Source organism: Thermasporomyces composti, from assembly GCF_003386795.1.
GTDB lineage: Bacteria > Actinomycetota > Actinomycetes > Propionibacteriales > Actinopolymorphaceae > Thermasporomyces > Thermasporomyces composti.
Genome location: NZ_QTUC01000001.1, coordinates 2,790,891 through 2,807,890, shown reverse-complemented (window position 1 = coordinate 2,807,890; position 17,000 = coordinate 2,790,891). Strand labels below are relative to the sequence as shown.

Sequence of the window (17,000 nt, the reverse complement as noted above, 5' to 3'; positions counted from 1 at the left end):
TCGAGCGATCACCGTGCCGCTCTCTCCCCACGACGTGGGGAGATTACGACGGTACACCGGACGTCCGGCCGGTGCGGCAGCGGCGTGCCTCGAGCCCACGTCTCTCAATGACGGAACGACGCGGCCCGACCGCGGTGTTCCCGCGGACGGAGTCGCCCGGATGCCCCCAGAGCGGGCGAGAGGACCGTGGCTCAGCCCGACGTCTGGTAGACGTGCGGCGCGAGCGTGCCCACACACCGTAGGTTGCGGTACTTCTCGGCGTAATCAAGGCCATATCCGACCACGAACTCGTCCGGGATGTCGAACCCGACGTACTTCACCGGCACGGACATGCGCGTGGCTTCGGGCTTACGGAGCAACGTGCAGATCTCGACCGACGCCGGACCGCGCGAGCGGAGGTTGGCCACCAGCCACGACAGGGTCAGGCCGGTGTCGACGATGTCCTCCACGATGAGGACGTGACGGTCGGTGATGTCGGTGTCGAGGTCTTTGAGGATGCGGACGACACCGGACGACCGCGTCCCTGAGCCGTAGGAGGAGTACGCGACCCAGTCCATCTCGACGTGGCGGTTCAGGGCGCGGGCGAAGTCCGCCATGACCATGATCGCGCCCTTGAGGACGCCGACCAGGAGCAGGTCGCGCCCTTCGTAGTCCTTCTCGACCTCGGCCGCGAGCTCGCGGATCTTCGCCTGGATCTGCTCCTCGGTGAGGAGGATGCTCTTCAGGTCGTGGCTGATCTGGTCGGGATTCACCGACGCTCCAGCGTGTCTCGGGTGGGCAGGACAGGCGACCGGACCCTGGCGACGACGGCGGCCAGTCGGCGAGGAGACCACGGCTCACCATCTGCGGCAAAGGCCGACCACGGGCCCGACGGCAGAGTCGTTCCTGACCCGACGTCTCGGGGAGGAACGGCTCCAAGCGTGCCACAAGCGACGTGGACGCGTTCGCCCACCCTGCCGAGCGAGCCCCCGCCCGGCTACCCGACCGCCTCGAAGGCGACGTCGCTGGAAGGCTCTATCACCAATCGGGGGTCACCGCTCGGGGGTCACCGCGAGTGGGGCGGCGAAGCACCGACGCCATCCCCGGAGGCCTCGCCGTTCCCGGTCACCCGGCCATCGGTCACGCGGGCGCTCATGACCTGGTCCTTGCTCGCGTCGTCGGCGGCCGTCGCCGTCCGGACGAACCACAGCCTGCCCTCGCGCCGGCCCACTCGGACTCGGCCTGGCAGGTCGATCCACGCCTGGCCACGCCAGTCGGTGACGAGCGCCTCGACCGCCGTGACGTGGTAGGCGAACAGGTCGGTCGCGGGGCTGCCGGCCCGTCGTGCCGCCCGACGCAGCACGCGGCGACGCACAGCGGCGGGGAGGGATGCGAGCCGGGCCACCTCGAGGACGACCCGGGTGCTGTCGGACTCCGGGCCGACGACGCACTCGGCGTACGCCTGGTCGGCCCAGAGGTCGAGCGCATCCGCGTCGGCCCGCAACAGGTCGGCCGTCCGCGCCAGCGCCGCCGCGACGCCCGGGCCGAGCTCCCGTTCGAGCACCGGGAGAACGCGCTGGCGAACCCGGACCCGCGTATAGGTGGGGTCGTCGTTGTGCGGGTCCTCCCAGACCGGCAGGCCCGCCGCGGCACAGGCCTCCCGGGTGACCGACCGGTCCAAGGTGAGCAGAGGACGGCGATACCGCCCGTCGGCGGACTGGGCGGGCATGCCCGCGAGGGAACGGGCGCCCGAGCCGCGGGCCAGGCCCAGCAGGACCGTCTCGGCCTGGTCGTCGCGGGTGTGTCCGAGCAGGATCGTCCGCGCGGCGTGGCGACTCGCCGCGGCGTCGAGCGCGGCGTACCGCGCCCGGCGCGCGGCGGCCTCAGGCCCGCCGGCCCCGCTCACCGAGACCGTCGCGATCTCGACCGGCGACAGGCCCAGCTCGCGCAGCAGCGCGGCGACTCGCTCCGCGTGCTCGGCCGAGCCGGGCTGGAGACCGTGGTCGACGGTGATGCCGCCGGCCTGCCATCCGCGCCGCCTGGCCTCGAAGGCGGTCGCGGCCGCGAGCGCCGTCGAGTCGGCGCCCCCGGAGCAGGCGACGAGGACCCGGTCACCAGGTTCCAAGTCAGCCAGCGCGGCCCGGACCGCGGCCCGGACCGCCGCCACCGCGGGATGTGGTCCCAGCTCCGTCACACCCCCTCGCCGGACCTCCTAGCCGCGCACCCGGCCTAGCCGTGCACCCGGCGCACCCAGGCGCGCGGGTTGGTGATCTCGCCCCGTGTCGGCAGATGGTCGGGCGAGGCCCAGACCTGATTGAACCCCTCCTGGCCGACGTCGGCGACCACCGCTCGCACGAAGGCCGCACCGTCGCGGTACTGGCGCAGCTTGGCGTCCAACCCCAGGATCCGCTTGAGGAACTGGTCGAGCCAGGATCCGCCGCCGCGGCGCCGCTGGAAGCGCTCCCGGATGGTCGCGACGCTCGGGACCACTTCAGGACCCACGCCGTCCATGACGACGTCGGCGTGTCCCTCGAGCAAGGACATCACGGCGGTGAGCCGGTCGAGGATCTCCCGCTGGGCAGGCGTCTGCAGCAGGTCGAGAATCGACACCTCCTCGTCGCCGCGACCGATGCGGCCGACCTGCTCCACCACCTGGCGGAGCTGGGACAGCATGACCGTCGGGTCGAGGTCGGTGTGGTTCAGGAAGCTCTCGATCTCACCGCGCAGGTGGTCCCGCAACCAGGGGACAGCGGTGAACTGCACTCGGTGGGTCTCCTCGTGAAGGCACACCCACAGCCGGAAGTCCCGGGGATTGACCTCCAGCTCACGCTCCACGTGGACGACGTTGGGGGCCACGAGGAGCAACCGACCCACCGCGCCAGGGCCGTTCACGGACGGGCCCGGCTCACCGGCCGACCCGCCGTCCAGCTCCGCGCTCGTCCGCGGACTCGGTACCGAGGCGGCGTCCGCCCAGAACGGATCGAACTGTCCCAGCACCTTGGTGGACAGGAACGCCAGGAGCGCACCGGCCTCCACCCCGGTGAGCCGAGGACCGACACTCGCCAGCGGGGACGAGACGGGGGCCCCACGCTTGGCCGCGAGCTTGGTCGTCAGCGGACGCAACACCCCGCGGAAGGCGTCCAGGTTGGCCTGGACCCAGCCCTTCCGGTCGACGACGAGGACAGGGGCCCGTCCGCCGGCGGCGTGCAGACCGGTGTAGGCCCGGACGTGCTCCTCCGCCTTCGTGGCGAACTCCCGGAGCTCGGCGACTGCTTCGCGGGCCTCCTCCACGGTGACGTCGGGACCCGGTCGTAGGAGCCGGAACGCGGTGGCGCGGGCGACGTCCCAGTCGACCATGACGTCGTCGCCGCCCTGGGCTGCGGCGGTTTCGCTCATGCCCCCACCGTACGCGGTCATACCGGTGGTGCTCCGACCGATGGGAACAGGCGGGCGCCCGGCCTTATCGGCCGCACCGGGCGAATCGGGCCAGGTCCACCCCGCAGGCCTGGCCCGTCACGCTGGTCGACGGCCCAAGGGCGCCGTGAGCGACAGCCCGTCAGCGGCAGCCGCACTCCGCGAGCGCCGCTGCGAGCTCGTCGAGTGGTGGGCGCGGGTCGCCGGTCGTGGCCTTGTCGGTCATGAGGGCGAAAGCCAGGACGGCGCCGTCCCTGGTCGTGACGACTCCGGCGAGCGACGACACACCGCTCAAGGTCCCGGTCTTGGCGCGCACGATGCCGACCCCGGGGTCGGACGGGTCGTGGTAGAAGCGCTTCTCCAGGCTTCCGTCGTACCCAGCCACCGGAAGACCGGTCAGCACGGCCCGCAGCTCGGGATGCTCCGGACTCGCGGCCACCACGATGGTCTCGGTGAGGACGTTGGCGCTGAGCCGACCGTCGCGGGACAGCCCGCTGCCGTCGTAGAGCTGGATCTCCTCGAGGCTTCGGACGCCGAGCCGACCCAGCACCGCCTTCACCGCGGCAGCGGCTCCCTCGAACGTCGCCGGCTTCCCCTCGGCGAGCGCGACGTGGTGCGCGAGCACCTCCGCCCCATCGTTGTCGCTGATGCGGATCACCCGCTCCACGATCGCGTCGAGTCGCGGCGACTGAATGGAGGCGATCACGCGGGCCTGGGCCGGCGCGCGTCCCCTGGCCGGCTCGCCCACGGTGGCGATACCGGCCTCCCGCAAGGCCTCGATGAAGGCGTCCGCCGCGTTGAGCGCGGGGTCCTTGGCCCGCGGCTGCCAGGACGGCCACGACAGCTTCGCCTCGTTCACCCACAGCGCGGACAGCGGCGACACCACACCGGTCGGGATGTACTGGCTCTCCCAGGTGGGGCTCGACCGGTCGCGGAAGAGGGTGTCGTCGACGAGGACCCGCACCCGCTTGGTGCCGGCGACGCGCAACTGCTTCGCGGTCTCGGCGGCGAGCTGCTCGATCGTGGCCGGGACAGGGTAGGCCTTGGAACCGGTGGCCCGCTTCCTCGCCGCCTCGGTGGCCAGGAAGGGGTCGCCGCCGCCGACGAGCACGATCTGGTCCGGTGCGCTGCCGGTGACGACCTTGGTCTCGAAGCGGTGGTCGGGTCCCAGGGCGGCCAAGGCCGCCACGCAGGTGAGGATCTTCGTCGTGGACGCCGGGATGTAGGCGCCGTGCGGGTCCTTGCCGTACAGGAGCCGGCCGGTCGCGACGTCGCGAACGGCCACCGAGACATGAGAGCCGAGGTCGGGTGAGGCGAGGATCGGCCCGAGGGCGGCGGCCAGGCCTTCCTTCGTGGGAAGCGTGGCCGCGTCGCGTACCGGCAGGACCGGACCGGCCAACCGCTCGACCGTGGGGGTCGGGGACGGCGTCGGGCGGGAGGTCGCCTTCGTCGGCGCGGTGGCCGCGGGCTCCTTGGCGGTTCTCTCGGCTCCCGCCAGGACCCCGTTGGTGAGGACGACGGCAGCGCCGAGGCCGACGACGGCGAAGGCCACGAGCAGCGCCAGCGCGACCGTGAGGCTCACCCTTCCGGCTTGTCGTCGCCCGGTTTGTCGTCGCCTGCTGAGCACTCGCCGCGGCCTCGTGAGGCGCCGGTGACCGGGCGGCCGGCGTCCCCCGTGGTGGTCCCGAGGGTGCTCGTCCCGGGGGTTCCGGCGACTCGCGTGAACGTGACCAGCGGACCGGTCATCCGCTCGTGTCCAGCCGACCTTCCGGTCATCGGACGTCCAGGCGTCGTCCCCCCGTAGACCTCGCGTCATCGTCAATCCCCCCGGAGTAAGCCGTACCCGGTGAGACGGGACCCTAAGGGGCCAGCGGGACGTCCCGCACCCCTCCTCCGTCACTGAACGGCCGCGCTACGCAGGGCACGCGCTCGGGTGCAGACTGGAGCGGTAGGCCGAGGAGAGGGGCGGCCGTGGACGTCGACGTCACGATCGAGATCCCCAAGGGGCAGCGCAACAAGTACGAGATGGACCACGCGACGGGCCGGATCCGGCTCGACCGCACGCTGTTCACCGCCACGCTCTACCCGGCCGACTACGGCTTCATCGAGGGCACGCTCGGCCAGGACGAGGACCCGCTGGACGCTCTCGTCCTCCTCGAGGAGCCCACGTTCCCCGGCTGCCTGGTCCGCGCCCGGGCGATCGGGATGTTCCGGATGCGCGACGAAAAGGGCCCCGACGACAAGGTGCTCTGCGTCCAGAGCACCGACGTGCGGATGAGCCACGTCCAGGATGTCGAGGACCTGCCGGAGTTCCAGCTCTTGGAGATCCGCCACTTCTTCGAGGTCTACAAGGTGCTCGAGCCCGGCAAGTCCGTCGAGGGTGCGCGCTGGGTCGGTCGGGCGGAAGCCGAGGCGGAGATCCGCGCCTCCCAGGAACGGTTCCGCGCGGCGCACCAGCCCGGCTGACCGGAGTACCCGGAAACCGCCGCGAGGTCAGCGCGCCTCCACCGGCCGCAGTGTCACCAGGTCGCCCGGCACCGCGCGCAGCCGTCGCGCCGCATCACCGTTGTTGACCGCGAGCGCGAGGCGGCCGTCGGAGTCCTGGTAGACGAGCAGTTCGCCGTCGGCGACGTCGCCGAAGGTGGACGCCACCGTCGCGTCGTCCTGGACCTCACCAGCCTCGACGCCGATCCGGCCCTGCCCGGCCCAGTCGCGGACCAGCTCGACCTCGCTCTCCCCGCCCGCCAGTTGCACGTTGCCGTACCGATCGACATAGGTGACCTCGCAGGTCACCGCGTCACCCGTCACCTGGCACAGCGGCGTCGGCAGCTGGGCGAGGCTGTCGACGTCGACCGGCTCGCCCACCTCCTTCAACGGGCCGCCACGCGCCAGGTACGCCGCGACCGGCGCGAAGACGTCCCGACCGTGGAAGGTCCGGTCGACGTCGGGCAGCCACAACGCGACGTTGGTGAGCGCGTACGCCTCGGTCACCCCGCCGAGCGCGCGCGCAGCGGGGATGAGCAGGCCGTTGTCCGGTCCGACCAAGAGACTGTGGCCGGCCCGCAGGGCGAGCCCGCGTCGCGCGGTCCCAACCCCTGGGTCGACCACGGCGAGGTAGATCGCGGGCGGGAAGTACGGCACCACCCGGGCGAGCACCCTGGCACCGTGCCGGACGTCTTGGGGTGGGACGTCGTGGCTGATGTCGATCACCCGGGCTTCCGGCGCGGCCTGGGCGATGACGCCGTGGCACACGGCCGCGAAGCCGTCGCGGGTGCCGTAGTCGGTGAGGAGCGCAATGAGATCCGGCATCGAGCCGATTGTCTCAAGGAGGCGGCGCGCCGGTCAGGGTCTCGCGACGGGCGGTCACGCGTGGCCGAGCGGAGGAGCGCGCCACGCGTGACCGCTGCCGTGTCTCACGTCGTCCGCGTGAGGAGCTCAGTCCAGCGGACGAGGGAAGGCCTCACCATCGAGCCGATCACCGGGCCGCAGACCGAGCGGGTCAGTCACGACGTGCGGCGCCCCGGAGTAGGTGGTGTCGGCGTCCATGTAGGCGATCACGAACGCCAGCCGGGCCATGCTCGTCGTATTGGGGAGGGCCATGTGGCCGGTGTAGCTGGAGTGGAAGGTGCAGTCACCCGCACGGAGCGGAATCGTCACCCGTGGGTGCCAACGCAACTCCGGGTTGACACGGAACAGGTCCTCCTCGTCGTGGAGGTCCTGAGGCCGGTACCCGGTGAGACCGTGGGTGCCCGGCAGGAACGACATGCAGCCGCGCTCGGGTGGGACGTCGACGAGCGCCACCCACGCCGACAGCGACAGCGTTTCACCCGTGTGCGGCCAGTACGGCCGGTCCTGGTGGAAGTGCGTGGCGACGTTGTTGTGCGGCTCCTTCACCAGCATGTGGTCGTGCCAGATCCGCAGGCGCACACCGGCCAGCTGCTCGGCCACCCGCGCCAGACGCGGGTGCAGGGTCAGCTCCCGGAGCACCTCGTCGTGCTGCCAGACGTTCACCAGCTGGGTGAACACCGAGTGACGTGAGTAGTCCTCCGCGCGGTGCGCCTCCAGGTAGGCCTGCGCCGCCTGACGGAAACGCTCCACCTCGTCGGGCTCGAGGATTCCGCGGACGCGGACGAACCCGTCCCTCCGATACGCCTCGACGAGCTCGTCCGGGATCGTCCCCGATGAGTCAACGTCGCGGCGCCACGTGACTGCCTCTGCCACCGTCATGGCGACTCCTTCCGCGTCAACGACTGTCCTTCCGCGTCGATGGGCTCCGCGTCAGCGATCTCGACCCACCTGACGCTGAGCCGCTCTGGGCGGGGCGAGCCTCGACGCTTCGAGAGTCGCGGCCAAGGCCGGCCGGGAGCTAGGGCGATGTCGACCGACGGTCGTACGATCCTGACATGGGCGTCGCGCCCGACGTGCCCGCCCCGGTCTACCGCGAGCACGACCTGTTCACGCTGGCGGCCCTCCCCATCCACGCCGGTGTCCACGAGCTCGACGGCGACAGCGAGATCCACGCGCACGACTTCGTCGAGATCGCCGTCGTGGGCGGCGGGTCGGGCGTCCACGTGTCCGCACAAGGTCGCATACCGCTTCGTCGTGGCACCGTGATCGTCCTTCGTCCAGGCGCCTGGCATGGCTTCGCGTCGTGTCGCCGACTCGTCGTCGCCAACACCTGCCTGTCGCCTGTCGCGTTGGGCACCGACCTCGCCATGCTGCGCGACGACCCCGGTCTACGAGAGCTCTTGGGAAGCGCGGGCAACGGACGTCAGGGCGTCTTCTGGACGTCGATCAGTGGCCGGGACGCCGACGAAGCAGTGACCGCGATCGACGTCCTGGGACGACGCCTGGCCGACGAGCCCCACCAGCGCGTTCTCCTCCTCGGCCACCTCCTCACCGTCCTCGGCCGGCTCGCTCGGACACCGGACAGTGCGCCGGCCAACGGGGCGCCGCGGCGTACTCCCCCGCATCCGGCGGTGTCGACGGTGGTGGCACGCTTCCAGGCCGCTCCAGCGCATCCGTGGACCCTGGAGGAGGCCGCGACCCTCGTCCATCTGGACCCGGCGTACCTCACCCGTCTCTTCCGTCGCCACCTCGGGCTGCCTCCGATCGCCTACCTCGCCCGGGTGCGCGCCGAGAAGGCGGCCGAGCTCTTGGCGGGGACGAGCCTTCCGGTCGCCCGCGTCGGCGCCCTCGTGGGCTGGCCCGACCCCACGTACTTCGCGCGACGCTTCCGCGCGCTCGTGGGACTGACCCCGACGGACTATCGGCAGCGTGTCGCCGGCTATCGGCAGCGTGCCGCCGGATCGGCCGCGCCGCCCGCGACAGGCAAGGTGGGGACGGTAGGCCCTAGAGTCGACGCGTGGACACGATCGAGCCTCACCTCGACGCGACCGGTGTAGCCGGAGGCGCTGACGAGTCCCCGTCGGGAGATGCCCCCACCCCGCCGACCATCCGACGCGTCAGTCGCGCGGAAGCGGCGACCACCGTCGAGCCGTTGCAGGCGTACGCCTTCGGCACGACGCCCACCGTCCCCACCAGCGACGAGCCAGCGGCACCCGCCGAGGAGGAGGACGACAAGGTACGGCTCGTCGCCTTCGACGGCGCCGAGCCGTCCGCCGTGGTCGTGGGCATCCCCATGCGGCAGAACGTCCGCGGCGTGATCCTCCCCATGATGGGGGTGAGCGGTGTGGCGACCCACCCCGCGGCGCGACGGCGTGGACACATTCGCACCCTGCTCACCCAGCTCCACGAGACGATGCGGGACGCCGGGCACGTGGTCAGCACGCTGTACCCGTTCCGACCGTCGTTCTACGAGCGGTTCGGCTACGTCGGCTTCCCCATGCCTCGCCGCATCCGGCTGTTCCCCGACGGGCTGGACCGGCTCCTTCGCGCCGACGCGATCCCCGGCGAGGTGACCCTCCACCGAATCGGCGAAGCGCTCGACGAGTTCCGCCAGGCGCTCGAGCACCTGCTGCTCGAGCGGCACGGCTTCTCGCTGTACTCCCCCGAGGCCATGGCGCGGTACCGGAGCAAGGACGACCGCTGGGTCGCCTTGGCCCGCCACGACGGCGAGGTCGTCGGCGTCCTGCTCTACCGCAGCCACGGCCTGGGCAAGGACTTCGAAGGGCACCAACTGCTCACACGTGGTCCGCTGGGCCGCATGCTGCTGCTGCGGTGGCTCGCCCGGCACCACGACCAACACGCGGCGTTCACCCTCGAGCTGCCGCCGGACGAGCGTCCGGACCTGTGGTACGTCGACATCCGCTACACCGACGAGACCAAGGTGGCGGGTCCGTTGCACTCCGCGCCCATGGGACGCGTGCTCTCGGTTCCAGGCCTGGCCGGCCTCCGCGTCGGCGCGGCCCGCGCCACGGTCGAGGTCGTCGACGACCCGTTCGTCGCGGGGACGTGGACGTTCGACGGCTCCACCGGTTCGTTGGAGGTCCGCTCAGGCGGAACGCCGACCGCGACGCTCACCTCTCACGGGTTGGCCGCCCTCGTGTACGGCGTCCTCGACCCGACCGAGATTCACCTCCGCGGTTACGGAACCATGGACGCCGCGACGGCTCAGACGCTGCGGACGCTCTTCCCGGCGGCCACGCCCTACCTGTACGCGAGCTTCTAGCCGAGCCGCCCGTTCCTCCCGAGCGCTCCGAAACGTCCGAGCCGGGCCGTTCGGTCGTCCCGCCGGCTCTCCCTCGCCCTGGACGTCGGTCGTCGCGTCCACGACCATCGAGGAATGAAGGGCGACCGGGTCGAGATCGTCATCGACGCGGGCGGCGAGACCCGCACCTACGACGTCGTCGCGACTCGACAGGGCCGGCGGGTCGAGATCACCACCGGACGGGGCATCGTCGAGGTCACCGAGGTGACCCGCGGCGGGACGCCGGTCCGCACGGCCCGCTTCATGGCCAACCGGGTGCTGGCCTTGGTGGAGCACCCGGCCTCTCGTGGCCGGCTTCCCGACGACGAGCCCACCGATGGAAGCCGCCGGGCGCGGGAAGCCTCACAGACACCGCAGGCCTCGGGCACGCCGCGAGCATCGGCGGACCGCCGCACCGGGCACGAGGAGGGTGGCTCGAGAACGGCGTGACCGCGGGCACCGACGAGGGGCCTCTCCGTGCCTCGACGCTTCCGTGCCTCGACGCTCAGGCGCTCCGCCTCCCTCCAACGGAGGCGCTTCGGCGCACCCGGACCGTCACGCCGTCGGGTGTTCCATACCCTCTATTGCCAGATGTCTGCGAGCTTCCCGCCCAACCCTGGACCGGAGGTTGAGCCTGGCCGTGCCCACGCCGTCGCCCACGGGGTCGAGCGCGGCGCCCCGCTGCCGCGTCGCCCCTCGCTGCACCCCACCACGCCCCGGGGGCAACTGATGCCGCCGCTCGACGTCCGCCTGCTGCACCGCGCTCGACCTGTTCGGGCCTATCTCGCGGCGGCGGCGGGCATCGGCCTGGTGCACGCCGGACTCGTCGTCGCCCAAGCGTGGCTGCTCGCGACCCTCCTCGTGGACGCGGTGAGAGCGCGGCTCGAGCTCGCCCCGGTCGTGGCGCTCGTCGGGGTTCTCGCGGGGCGCGCCGGCGTGTCGTGGGCCTCGGCGGTGGTCGCGCACCGAGCGTCGGCCGCGCTCAAGCGGCAGTGGAGACAGACGGTGCTGCGGAAGGTCGTCGCGCTCGGCCCGCGATGGCTGGCCAGCGAGCACACGGGCGAACTCGCCACGCTCGTCACCAAGGGCGTCGACGCACTGGACGGCTACCTCTCCCGCTACCTGCCGCAGCTGCTGCTCGCCGCGCTGGTCCCGCTGGCCGTGGCAGTGACGCTGCTCCGCACCGATCCCCGCAGTGCGCTCGTGGTGGTCGTCACTGTCGTGCTCGTCCCGCTCGCCATGCTGCTCATCGGACGGGCGACTCGGCGTCGGATCGACCGGCAGTGGCGTACCCTCCAGGCCCTCTCCCACCACTTCCTCGATGTCGTGTCGGGGCTCGGAACGTTGAAGGCGTTCGGTCGCTCCCGTGAGCAGGTGGAGACCATCGCCCGGCTCGCCGACCAGCAACGCGCCGCGGGCCGGTCCACCATGCGGGTGGCGTTCCTGTCGTCGCTGGCGCTGGAGCTGTTGGCGGCCAGCTCGATCGCCGTGGTGGCGATCGAGCTGGCGCACGGCGTGCTCGCAGACACTCTCGACCTGCGGGCGGCGCTCGCCGCGCTGCTCCTCGTCCCCGAGGCGTACCACCCGATCCGTCAGGCCGCTGCCCACTACCACGCCAACGTCGAGGGCATGAGCGTCGCCGACCAGGTGTTCGCGATCCTCGACGAACCGACTCCGCTGGCGGTGGAGCATGGTGGCCGCCCCGTGCCCGACCCGAGGTCCGCCTCGATCCGCCTCGACGAGGTCACCGTCGCCGACCCTGACCGCTCGGTCCCCTTGCTCGACCGGCTGTCGCTGGAGCTGCCCGCCGGACGGGTGACCGGCATCGTCGCGCCCAGCGGCGCCGGGAAGTCGACCGTGCTGGCGCTCCTCATCGGCTTCGCTCGACCGGACGCCGGCCGCGTGCTCGTGGGTGACGTGGACCTCGCGACCGTGGACCCCGAACGCTGGCGCGAGCGAGTCGGCTGGCTGCCCCAGGATCCTGTGCTGTTCGCCGGAACGGTCGCCCAGAACATCACGCTGGACGACCCAACGGTCGACCCCGCCGCCGTCGTCGCCGCCGCCCGGGCGGCCGCGGTCGACGTGCCCCTGGAGCTGCAGGTCGGCGACCGCGGCATCGGCCTCTCCGCCGGCCAGCGACGCCGCATCGCCCTCGCCCGCGCCTTGCTCCGAGATGCCTCGCTGCTGCTCCTCGACGAACCCACCGAGGGAGTCGACCCGGAGACCGAGGCGGCGCTGCTTCGCGCGCTTCCTCCCCTGCTGGCTGGCCGGACCGTCGTGTTGGTGACCCACCGCCCGGGCCTGCTCCAGCTGTGCCACCACGTGGTTCGTCTCGACCAGTTGGCGGTGTCGACATGACGCACGACTCGACGACCACGCCGCGACCCGGCGGTAGTACCAGCAGCAACCCGAGCACCGGCCAGCCTGGTGCCCTCCAGTCGACCTCTCGCGGCCACGCGGGCTCCGGCGGCCAGGCCGGCCCCGTCGGTCCGTCCGGCTCGGGGGGTGGACACCGCGCGACCACCAAGGGGCCGAGCTCCCTCGCGTGGCTGCTGCGCACGGCCCGACCGGAGCTTCTCCGGGTGCTCGCCGGCGTCCTGCTCGGCTTCGCGGCGTCCTGCACCGCGGTCGCCCTGATCGCCACCGCCACCTGGCTGGTCGCCCGCGCGGCGGAAGGAGCGGCACTCGTCGCCCTCACGGCCGCGATCGTCGCGGTGCGGGTCCTCGGGGTGGGCCGAGGCGTCCTCCGGTACTGCGAACGGCTCGTCGGCCACGACGCCGCATTCCGGGTGATGGCGCGCACGCGCGTCCAGGTGTACATCGACCTCGAGCGGGCCGCACCCGCCGGGCTCGGCCGGGTCCACGGTGGTGACGTCCTCACCCGCGTGGTGAGCGACGTCGAAGCCATCCAAGACCTGCTGGTGCGGGCGTTCCTTCCGATCGGGGTCGCCGCCCTCACGAGCGTCGCCGCCACCGCGTGGCTCGCCACCGTGCTCCCATCCGCCGCGGTGATCTTGGCACTCGGCCTCTTCGTGGGCGGGGTCGTCGCGCCGTACGTGGGCAGGCTCACGGCTCGCTGGGCGGACCGCAGGATGGCCGGTGCTCGCGGCGCCCTCAACCGTTCGGTCGTCGAGGTGCTCCGCGGGCTGGCGGACCTGGCCGCCCACCGCGCGACGGGTCGGTGGCTGGACCGTCTCGAGCGGGAGGACCGCGAGCTCACCGAGATCGCCAGACGTACGGCGGCCAGCTCTGGCGCCGCGGCCGCGCTGGCGACGCTGGCGGCCGGTCTCACCGTCGTCGGCCAGCTGCTGATCGGTGCCGCCGCGGCGGACGACGGTCGCCTGTCCTCGACGATGGTGCCCGTCCTGGCCCTGGCCGCGCTCGCGGTGTTCGACGTGACGACGCCCCTCCCTGTGGCGGCGCACTATCTCGCGCACGGCATGCGCGCGGTGGCGCGCCTCCGCGCGCTGTCGGAGCTGCCGCGTCCGGCCCTGACCGAAGGACACCTTCCCGCCCCGATCGGCCCGCTGTCCTTGGAGGCCCGAGGGCTCACCGTCCAATGGCCGGGGAACACCGCTCCGACCTTGTACGACGTCGACCTGACGCTGCGCCCCGGTCAGCGGATCGCCGTCGTCGGCGAGAGCGGAGCCGGGAAGAGCACGCTGGTGGCCGCTCTGCTCGGCTTCCTGCCCCCGGCGTCGGGCAGCGTCGCGCTGGTGGGACGCGGTCACATGCGCGTCGACCTGGCCGACCTGGAGGACGACGAGCGACGCCGGGCCATCACAGCCTGCACCCAGGACGCTCACATGTTCGACACCACGATCCGGGCCAACCTGCTCCTCGGGCGACCCGACGCCACCGACGAGGAGCTGGAGGAGGCGTTGCGGAAGGTTCGGATGTGGGCGTGGGTGTGCCGCCTGCCGCACGGCCTGGACACTCCCGTGGGCGAGCGTGGCGTCCGGCTCTCCGGCGGGGAGCGCCAGCGGCTCGCTCTGGCCCGCGCGCTGCTCGCCGACCCGCCGATCCTGTTGCTGGACGAACCGACGGCTCACGTCGACGACGTCACCGCCACAGTGCTGATGCGGGACCTACTCGTCGCCACGCAGGGACGTACCACCCTGCTCGTCACGCACCGACTCGCCGGTCTGAGCGTCGTCGACGAGATCATCGTCCTGGCCGGCGGGCGGGTGGTCCAACGTGGCGCGCCTACCAAGCTGATCCAGTCCGAGGGCCCCTACCGTCGAATGTGGCTCCGGTCCGCCGCCAAGGACACCCCGAGTGAGAGCGCTCCCACGATGCAGATGTCGTTCCTCCAGCGCCAGACGCACTCGTCGCTGACGCCACCCTTCCCGACCACCGGGCAAGAATCACACCCCCACGAAGGGCGGTGAGACTGACCGCACCTCGTGGGGGTGTGTCTGGCGCGCCGCCTCGCGGCGCTCGTCCGCATCAGCTGTGGAGGTACATCTCGAAGGCCTCCCGCGCGAGCTGGGAGACCGTCTTGCCGTCCCGGGCGGCGCGCTCCTCCGCCGCGGCCCGCAGCGCAGGCGGCGCGCGGAAGGTCACCTGTGGCGAGCGACCCTGACCTCCGAGTGACGGACGCCCACGTCCCTGCTTGGTGACGCCGCCGCGGGACTGCGTCTCCACTCGCTGGACCGGGTCCACACGCTGGACAGGGATGACACCCGGCGCGCCGGCGGACTCGGGGCCAACCTCCACCCTCGGTGAAGCCGTCGGCGGGTACTGTTGATCCATCCGTTCCTCCCCGTGATTCGCCCTTGCCTCTGTATTGCCGCATTACCGCCGGTTGCAAACGACAAAGCACGTAAGATCCTGTTTCCCGACAACTTTCGGGGGTCCGACATGTCGCGTCGTTCGGGAAGCCGGGTGCACTGGCCAGCGGCGGATCCCCTTGCGTACAAGGCGTCATGAGCGGTCGCATGCGTGTCACCGGCCACAGAGCAAGAACACCTTGACGGAAGCCTGATCGCTGAGGCCCGCGCTGGCGCTCCGGCGCGCCCCGTCCCGTCAGCCGCTGCGGACTCGGCTCACCACCGCTCACCCCGAGCCGGCCACGACGCCACGGACTGACGGTGGGCTCTCGGTTCCGTCCGGCGCGTGCGCGCCACTACCGCTAGGCGAGTCTCAGGCGGGCACAGACAGCGCCAACGCTCCGGGCGAGAGTTAGCGCTGCTCCGGAACTCGACGCGTTCCGTACCGGTCCATCTCCAGCCTGGTGATCTCGGGGTGATGCATGTCGAAGGTGGGGCTGTCGGAGCGGATCAGCGGGATCGACGTGAAGTTGTGCCGGGGTGGCGGGCAGGAGGTGGCCCACTCCAGGGACCGGCCCCAACCCCACGGGTCGTCGACCCGCACGAGAGGACCGCGCCGCGCTTGGATGACGTTGAGCAGGAACGGCAGCGTCGACAGCCCCAGCAGGAACGCGCCCACGGTCGAGACCATGTTGAGCACCGTCCAGCCATCGGTGTGCAGGTAGTCGGCGTAGCGGCGGGGCATTCCCTCCGCGCCGAGGATGTGCTGGACGAAGAACGTGGTGTGGAAGCCGACGAACAGCGTCCAGAAGTGGATCTTGCCGAGGCGCTCGCTCAGCATTCGACCGGTCATCTTCGGCCACCAGAAGTAGAAGCCCGCGAACATCGCGAACACCACCGTGCCGAAGACGGTGTAGTGGAAGTGGCCGACGACGAAGTAGGTGTCGCTGACGTGGAAGTCCATGGGGGGCGACGCCAGGACGATACCGGTCAGCCCGCCGAAGAGGAAGGTCACGAGGAAGCCGAGCGCCCACAGCATGGGTGTCTCGAAGGTGAGCGATCCTCCCCACATGGTCCCGATCCAGTTGAAGAACTTGATGCCCGTGGGCACCGCGATCAGGAACGTCATGAGCGAGAAGAACGGCAGGTTGACGGCCCCGGTCACGAACATGTGGTGCGCCCACACGGCCATCGAGAGCAGCGCGATGGCGATGGTGGCCACCACCATGCCGACGTAGCCGAAGAGGGGCTTGCGACTGAAGACCGGGATGATCTCGGTGATGATGCCGAAGAAGGGCAGCGCGATGATGTAGACCTCGGGGTGGCCGAAGAACCAGAACAGGTGCTGATACAGGATGGGCCCGCCGTGCGCGGCGTCGTAGATGTGCGTGCCGAGCCGTCGGTCCGCCTCGAGCATGACCAAGGCGCCCGCGAGGATCGGGAACGCGAGCAGGACCATCACACTGGTGAGCAGCGTGTTCCAGGTGAAGATCGGCATCCGGAACATCGTCATGCCCGGCGCCCGCATGCAGAAGATCGTCGTGACGAAGTTGACACCGCCGAGGATCGTGCCGAGACCCGCCAGGTAGAGCCCCATGACCCACAGGTCCGCGCCGATGTAGGACGAGTGTCGCGCTTCGCTGAGCGTCGGGTACGCGGTCCAGCCGAAGGACGCCGGGCCGTGCGGCGTGAGGAAGCCACCCATCACGATGAGCCCGCCGAACAGGAACATCCAGTAGCTCAGCATGTTCAGGCGCGGGAACGCCACGTCCGGCGCGCCGATCTGCAACGGCATGATGACGTTCGCGAAGCCGACGAACAGCGGTGTCGCGAACAGGAGCAGCATGATCGTGCCGTGCATGGTGAACAGCTCGTTGTAGATCTCCGGCCCTCGGTCGGAGCCGAACAGCTGGAGGCCGGGAACCGCCAGCTCGGCGCGCATGAACATGGCCATCAAGCCGGCGAGCAGGAAGAAGACGAACGAGGTGGCGAGGTAGAGCTGGCCGATGAGCTTGTGGTCGGTCGTCGTTATCCACCGGACGATGGCCCGGCCTCGGGCGTGTCGCGGGCGTGGGCGCTCACCCGGCTGTGCCGCTGTCTCCGTGCGCAGTGTGGCCACCGAGGTCCCCCAACTGGTCGCCGACGGCATGCGCGGCCGTCGAGCACGCCGCTGTCGATGAGAGAAG

At 71.4% G+C, this 17,000-nt stretch carries 14 protein-coding genes; 6 read left to right on the top strand and 8 right to left on the bottom strand.

Annotation, left to right across the window (positions count from 1 at the left end; translation table 11 throughout):
- Positions 1-191: 191 nt before the first annotated feature.
- From hpt to dacB, 4 genes are all read right to left on the bottom strand, one after another.
- Positions 192-752: a hypoxanthine phosphoribosyltransferase gene (hpt, locus tag DFJ64_RS12165; RefSeq protein ID WP_115850559.1), complete on the bottom strand. Its 561-nt coding sequence runs from the start codon at positions 750-752 to the stop codon at positions 192-194.
- 293 nt (positions 753-1,045) lie between these two features.
- Entirely contained in the window at positions 1,046-2,173 is a 1,128-nt protein-coding gene (tilS, locus tag DFJ64_RS12160; RefSeq protein ID WP_342768129.1) for a tRNA lysidine(34) synthetase TilS, read from the bottom strand.
- Positions 2,174-2,208: 35 nt separating this feature from the next.
- On the bottom strand, positions 2,209-3,375 hold the full coding sequence (locus DFJ64_RS12155; RefSeq protein ID WP_245941090.1) for a zinc-dependent metalloprotease: 1,167 nt from the start codon (positions 3,373-3,375) through the stop codon (positions 2,209-2,211).
- Positions 3,376-3,535: 160 nt separating this feature from the next.
- On the bottom strand, positions 3,536-4,975 hold the full coding sequence (dacB, locus tag DFJ64_RS12150; protein WP_170152597.1) for a D-alanyl-D-alanine carboxypeptidase/D-alanyl-D-alanine endopeptidase: 1,440 nt from the start codon (positions 4,973-4,975) through the stop codon (positions 3,536-3,538).
- 389 nt (positions 4,976-5,364) lie between these two features.
- Between dacB and DFJ64_RS12145 the strand changes: the two genes are divergently transcribed.
- Positions 5,365-5,859: an inorganic diphosphatase gene (locus tag DFJ64_RS12145; RefSeq protein WP_115850556.1), complete on the top strand. Its 495-nt coding sequence runs from the start codon at positions 5,365-5,367 to the stop codon at positions 5,857-5,859.
- 27 nt (positions 5,860-5,886) lie between these two features.
- On the opposite strand, the gene DFJ64_RS12140 is transcribed toward DFJ64_RS12145, so the two are convergent.
- Together DFJ64_RS12140 and DFJ64_RS12135 are read right to left on the bottom strand one after the other, a co-directional pair.
- On the bottom strand, positions 5,887-6,702 hold the full coding sequence (locus DFJ64_RS12140; protein WP_115850555.1) for an SAM hydrolase/SAM-dependent halogenase family protein: 816 nt from the start codon (positions 6,700-6,702) through the stop codon (positions 5,887-5,889).
- Between the two features lie 126 nt (positions 6,703-6,828).
- The gene (locus DFJ64_RS12135; protein WP_115850554.1) at positions 6,829-7,620 is read right to left on the bottom strand and encodes a phytanoyl-CoA dioxygenase family protein; all 792 of its coding nucleotides are present in this window, start codon (positions 7,618-7,620) and stop codon (positions 6,829-6,831) included.
- A gap of 176 nt (positions 7,621-7,796) precedes the next feature.
- On the opposite strand from DFJ64_RS12135, the gene DFJ64_RS12130 reads away from it, so the two are divergent.
- The 5 genes from DFJ64_RS12130 to cydC all read left to right on the top strand — a co-directional run bounded on the left by DFJ64_RS12130 (position 7,797) and on the right by cydC (position 14,433).
- Positions 7,797-8,798 (top strand): helix-turn-helix domain-containing protein, encoded by a 1,002-nt coding sequence (locus DFJ64_RS12130; RefSeq protein WP_115850553.1) that lies wholly within the window; start codon positions 7,797-7,799, stop codon positions 8,796-8,798.
- Entirely contained in the window at positions 8,759-10,024 is a 1,266-nt protein-coding gene (locus DFJ64_RS12125; protein ID WP_211310593.1) for a GNAT family N-acetyltransferase, read from the top strand. Before DFJ64_RS12130 ends, DFJ64_RS12125 begins: the two co-directional genes overlap by 40 nt.
- 114 nt (positions 10,025-10,138) lie before the next feature.
- Complete coding sequence (locus DFJ64_RS19710; protein ID WP_211310592.1) at positions 10,139-10,492, top strand: hypothetical protein; 354 nt, start codon at positions 10,139-10,141, stop codon at positions 10,490-10,492.
- A gap of 141 nt (positions 10,493-10,633) precedes the next feature.
- A complete protein-coding gene (cydD, locus tag DFJ64_RS12115; RefSeq protein ID WP_211310591.1) occupies positions 10,634-12,400 on the top strand; it encodes a thiol reductant ABC exporter subunit CydD in 1,767 nt (588 codons plus the stop codon).
- The gene (gene cydC, locus DFJ64_RS12110) at positions 12,397-14,433 is read left to right on the top strand and encodes a thiol reductant ABC exporter subunit CydC (RefSeq protein WP_115850551.1); all 2,037 of its coding nucleotides are present in this window, start codon (positions 12,397-12,399) and stop codon (positions 14,431-14,433) included. Before cydD ends, cydC begins: the two co-directional genes overlap by 4 nt.
- A 58-nt stretch (positions 14,434-14,491) precedes the next feature.
- On the opposite strand, the gene DFJ64_RS19485 is transcribed toward cydC, so the two are convergent.
- Both DFJ64_RS19485 and ctaD read right to left on the bottom strand, forming a co-directional pair.
- Positions 14,492-14,797, bottom strand: a complete 306-nt coding sequence (locus DFJ64_RS19485) for a hypothetical protein (protein WP_170152449.1) — start codon at positions 14,795-14,797, stop codon at positions 14,492-14,494.
- Between the two features lie 429 nt (positions 14,798-15,226).
- On the bottom strand, positions 15,227-16,858 hold the full coding sequence (gene ctaD, locus DFJ64_RS12100) for an aa3-type cytochrome oxidase subunit I (RefSeq protein ID WP_245941307.1): 1,632 nt from the start codon (positions 16,856-16,858) through the stop codon (positions 15,227-15,229).
- Positions 16,859-17,000 lie beyond the last annotated feature (142 nt).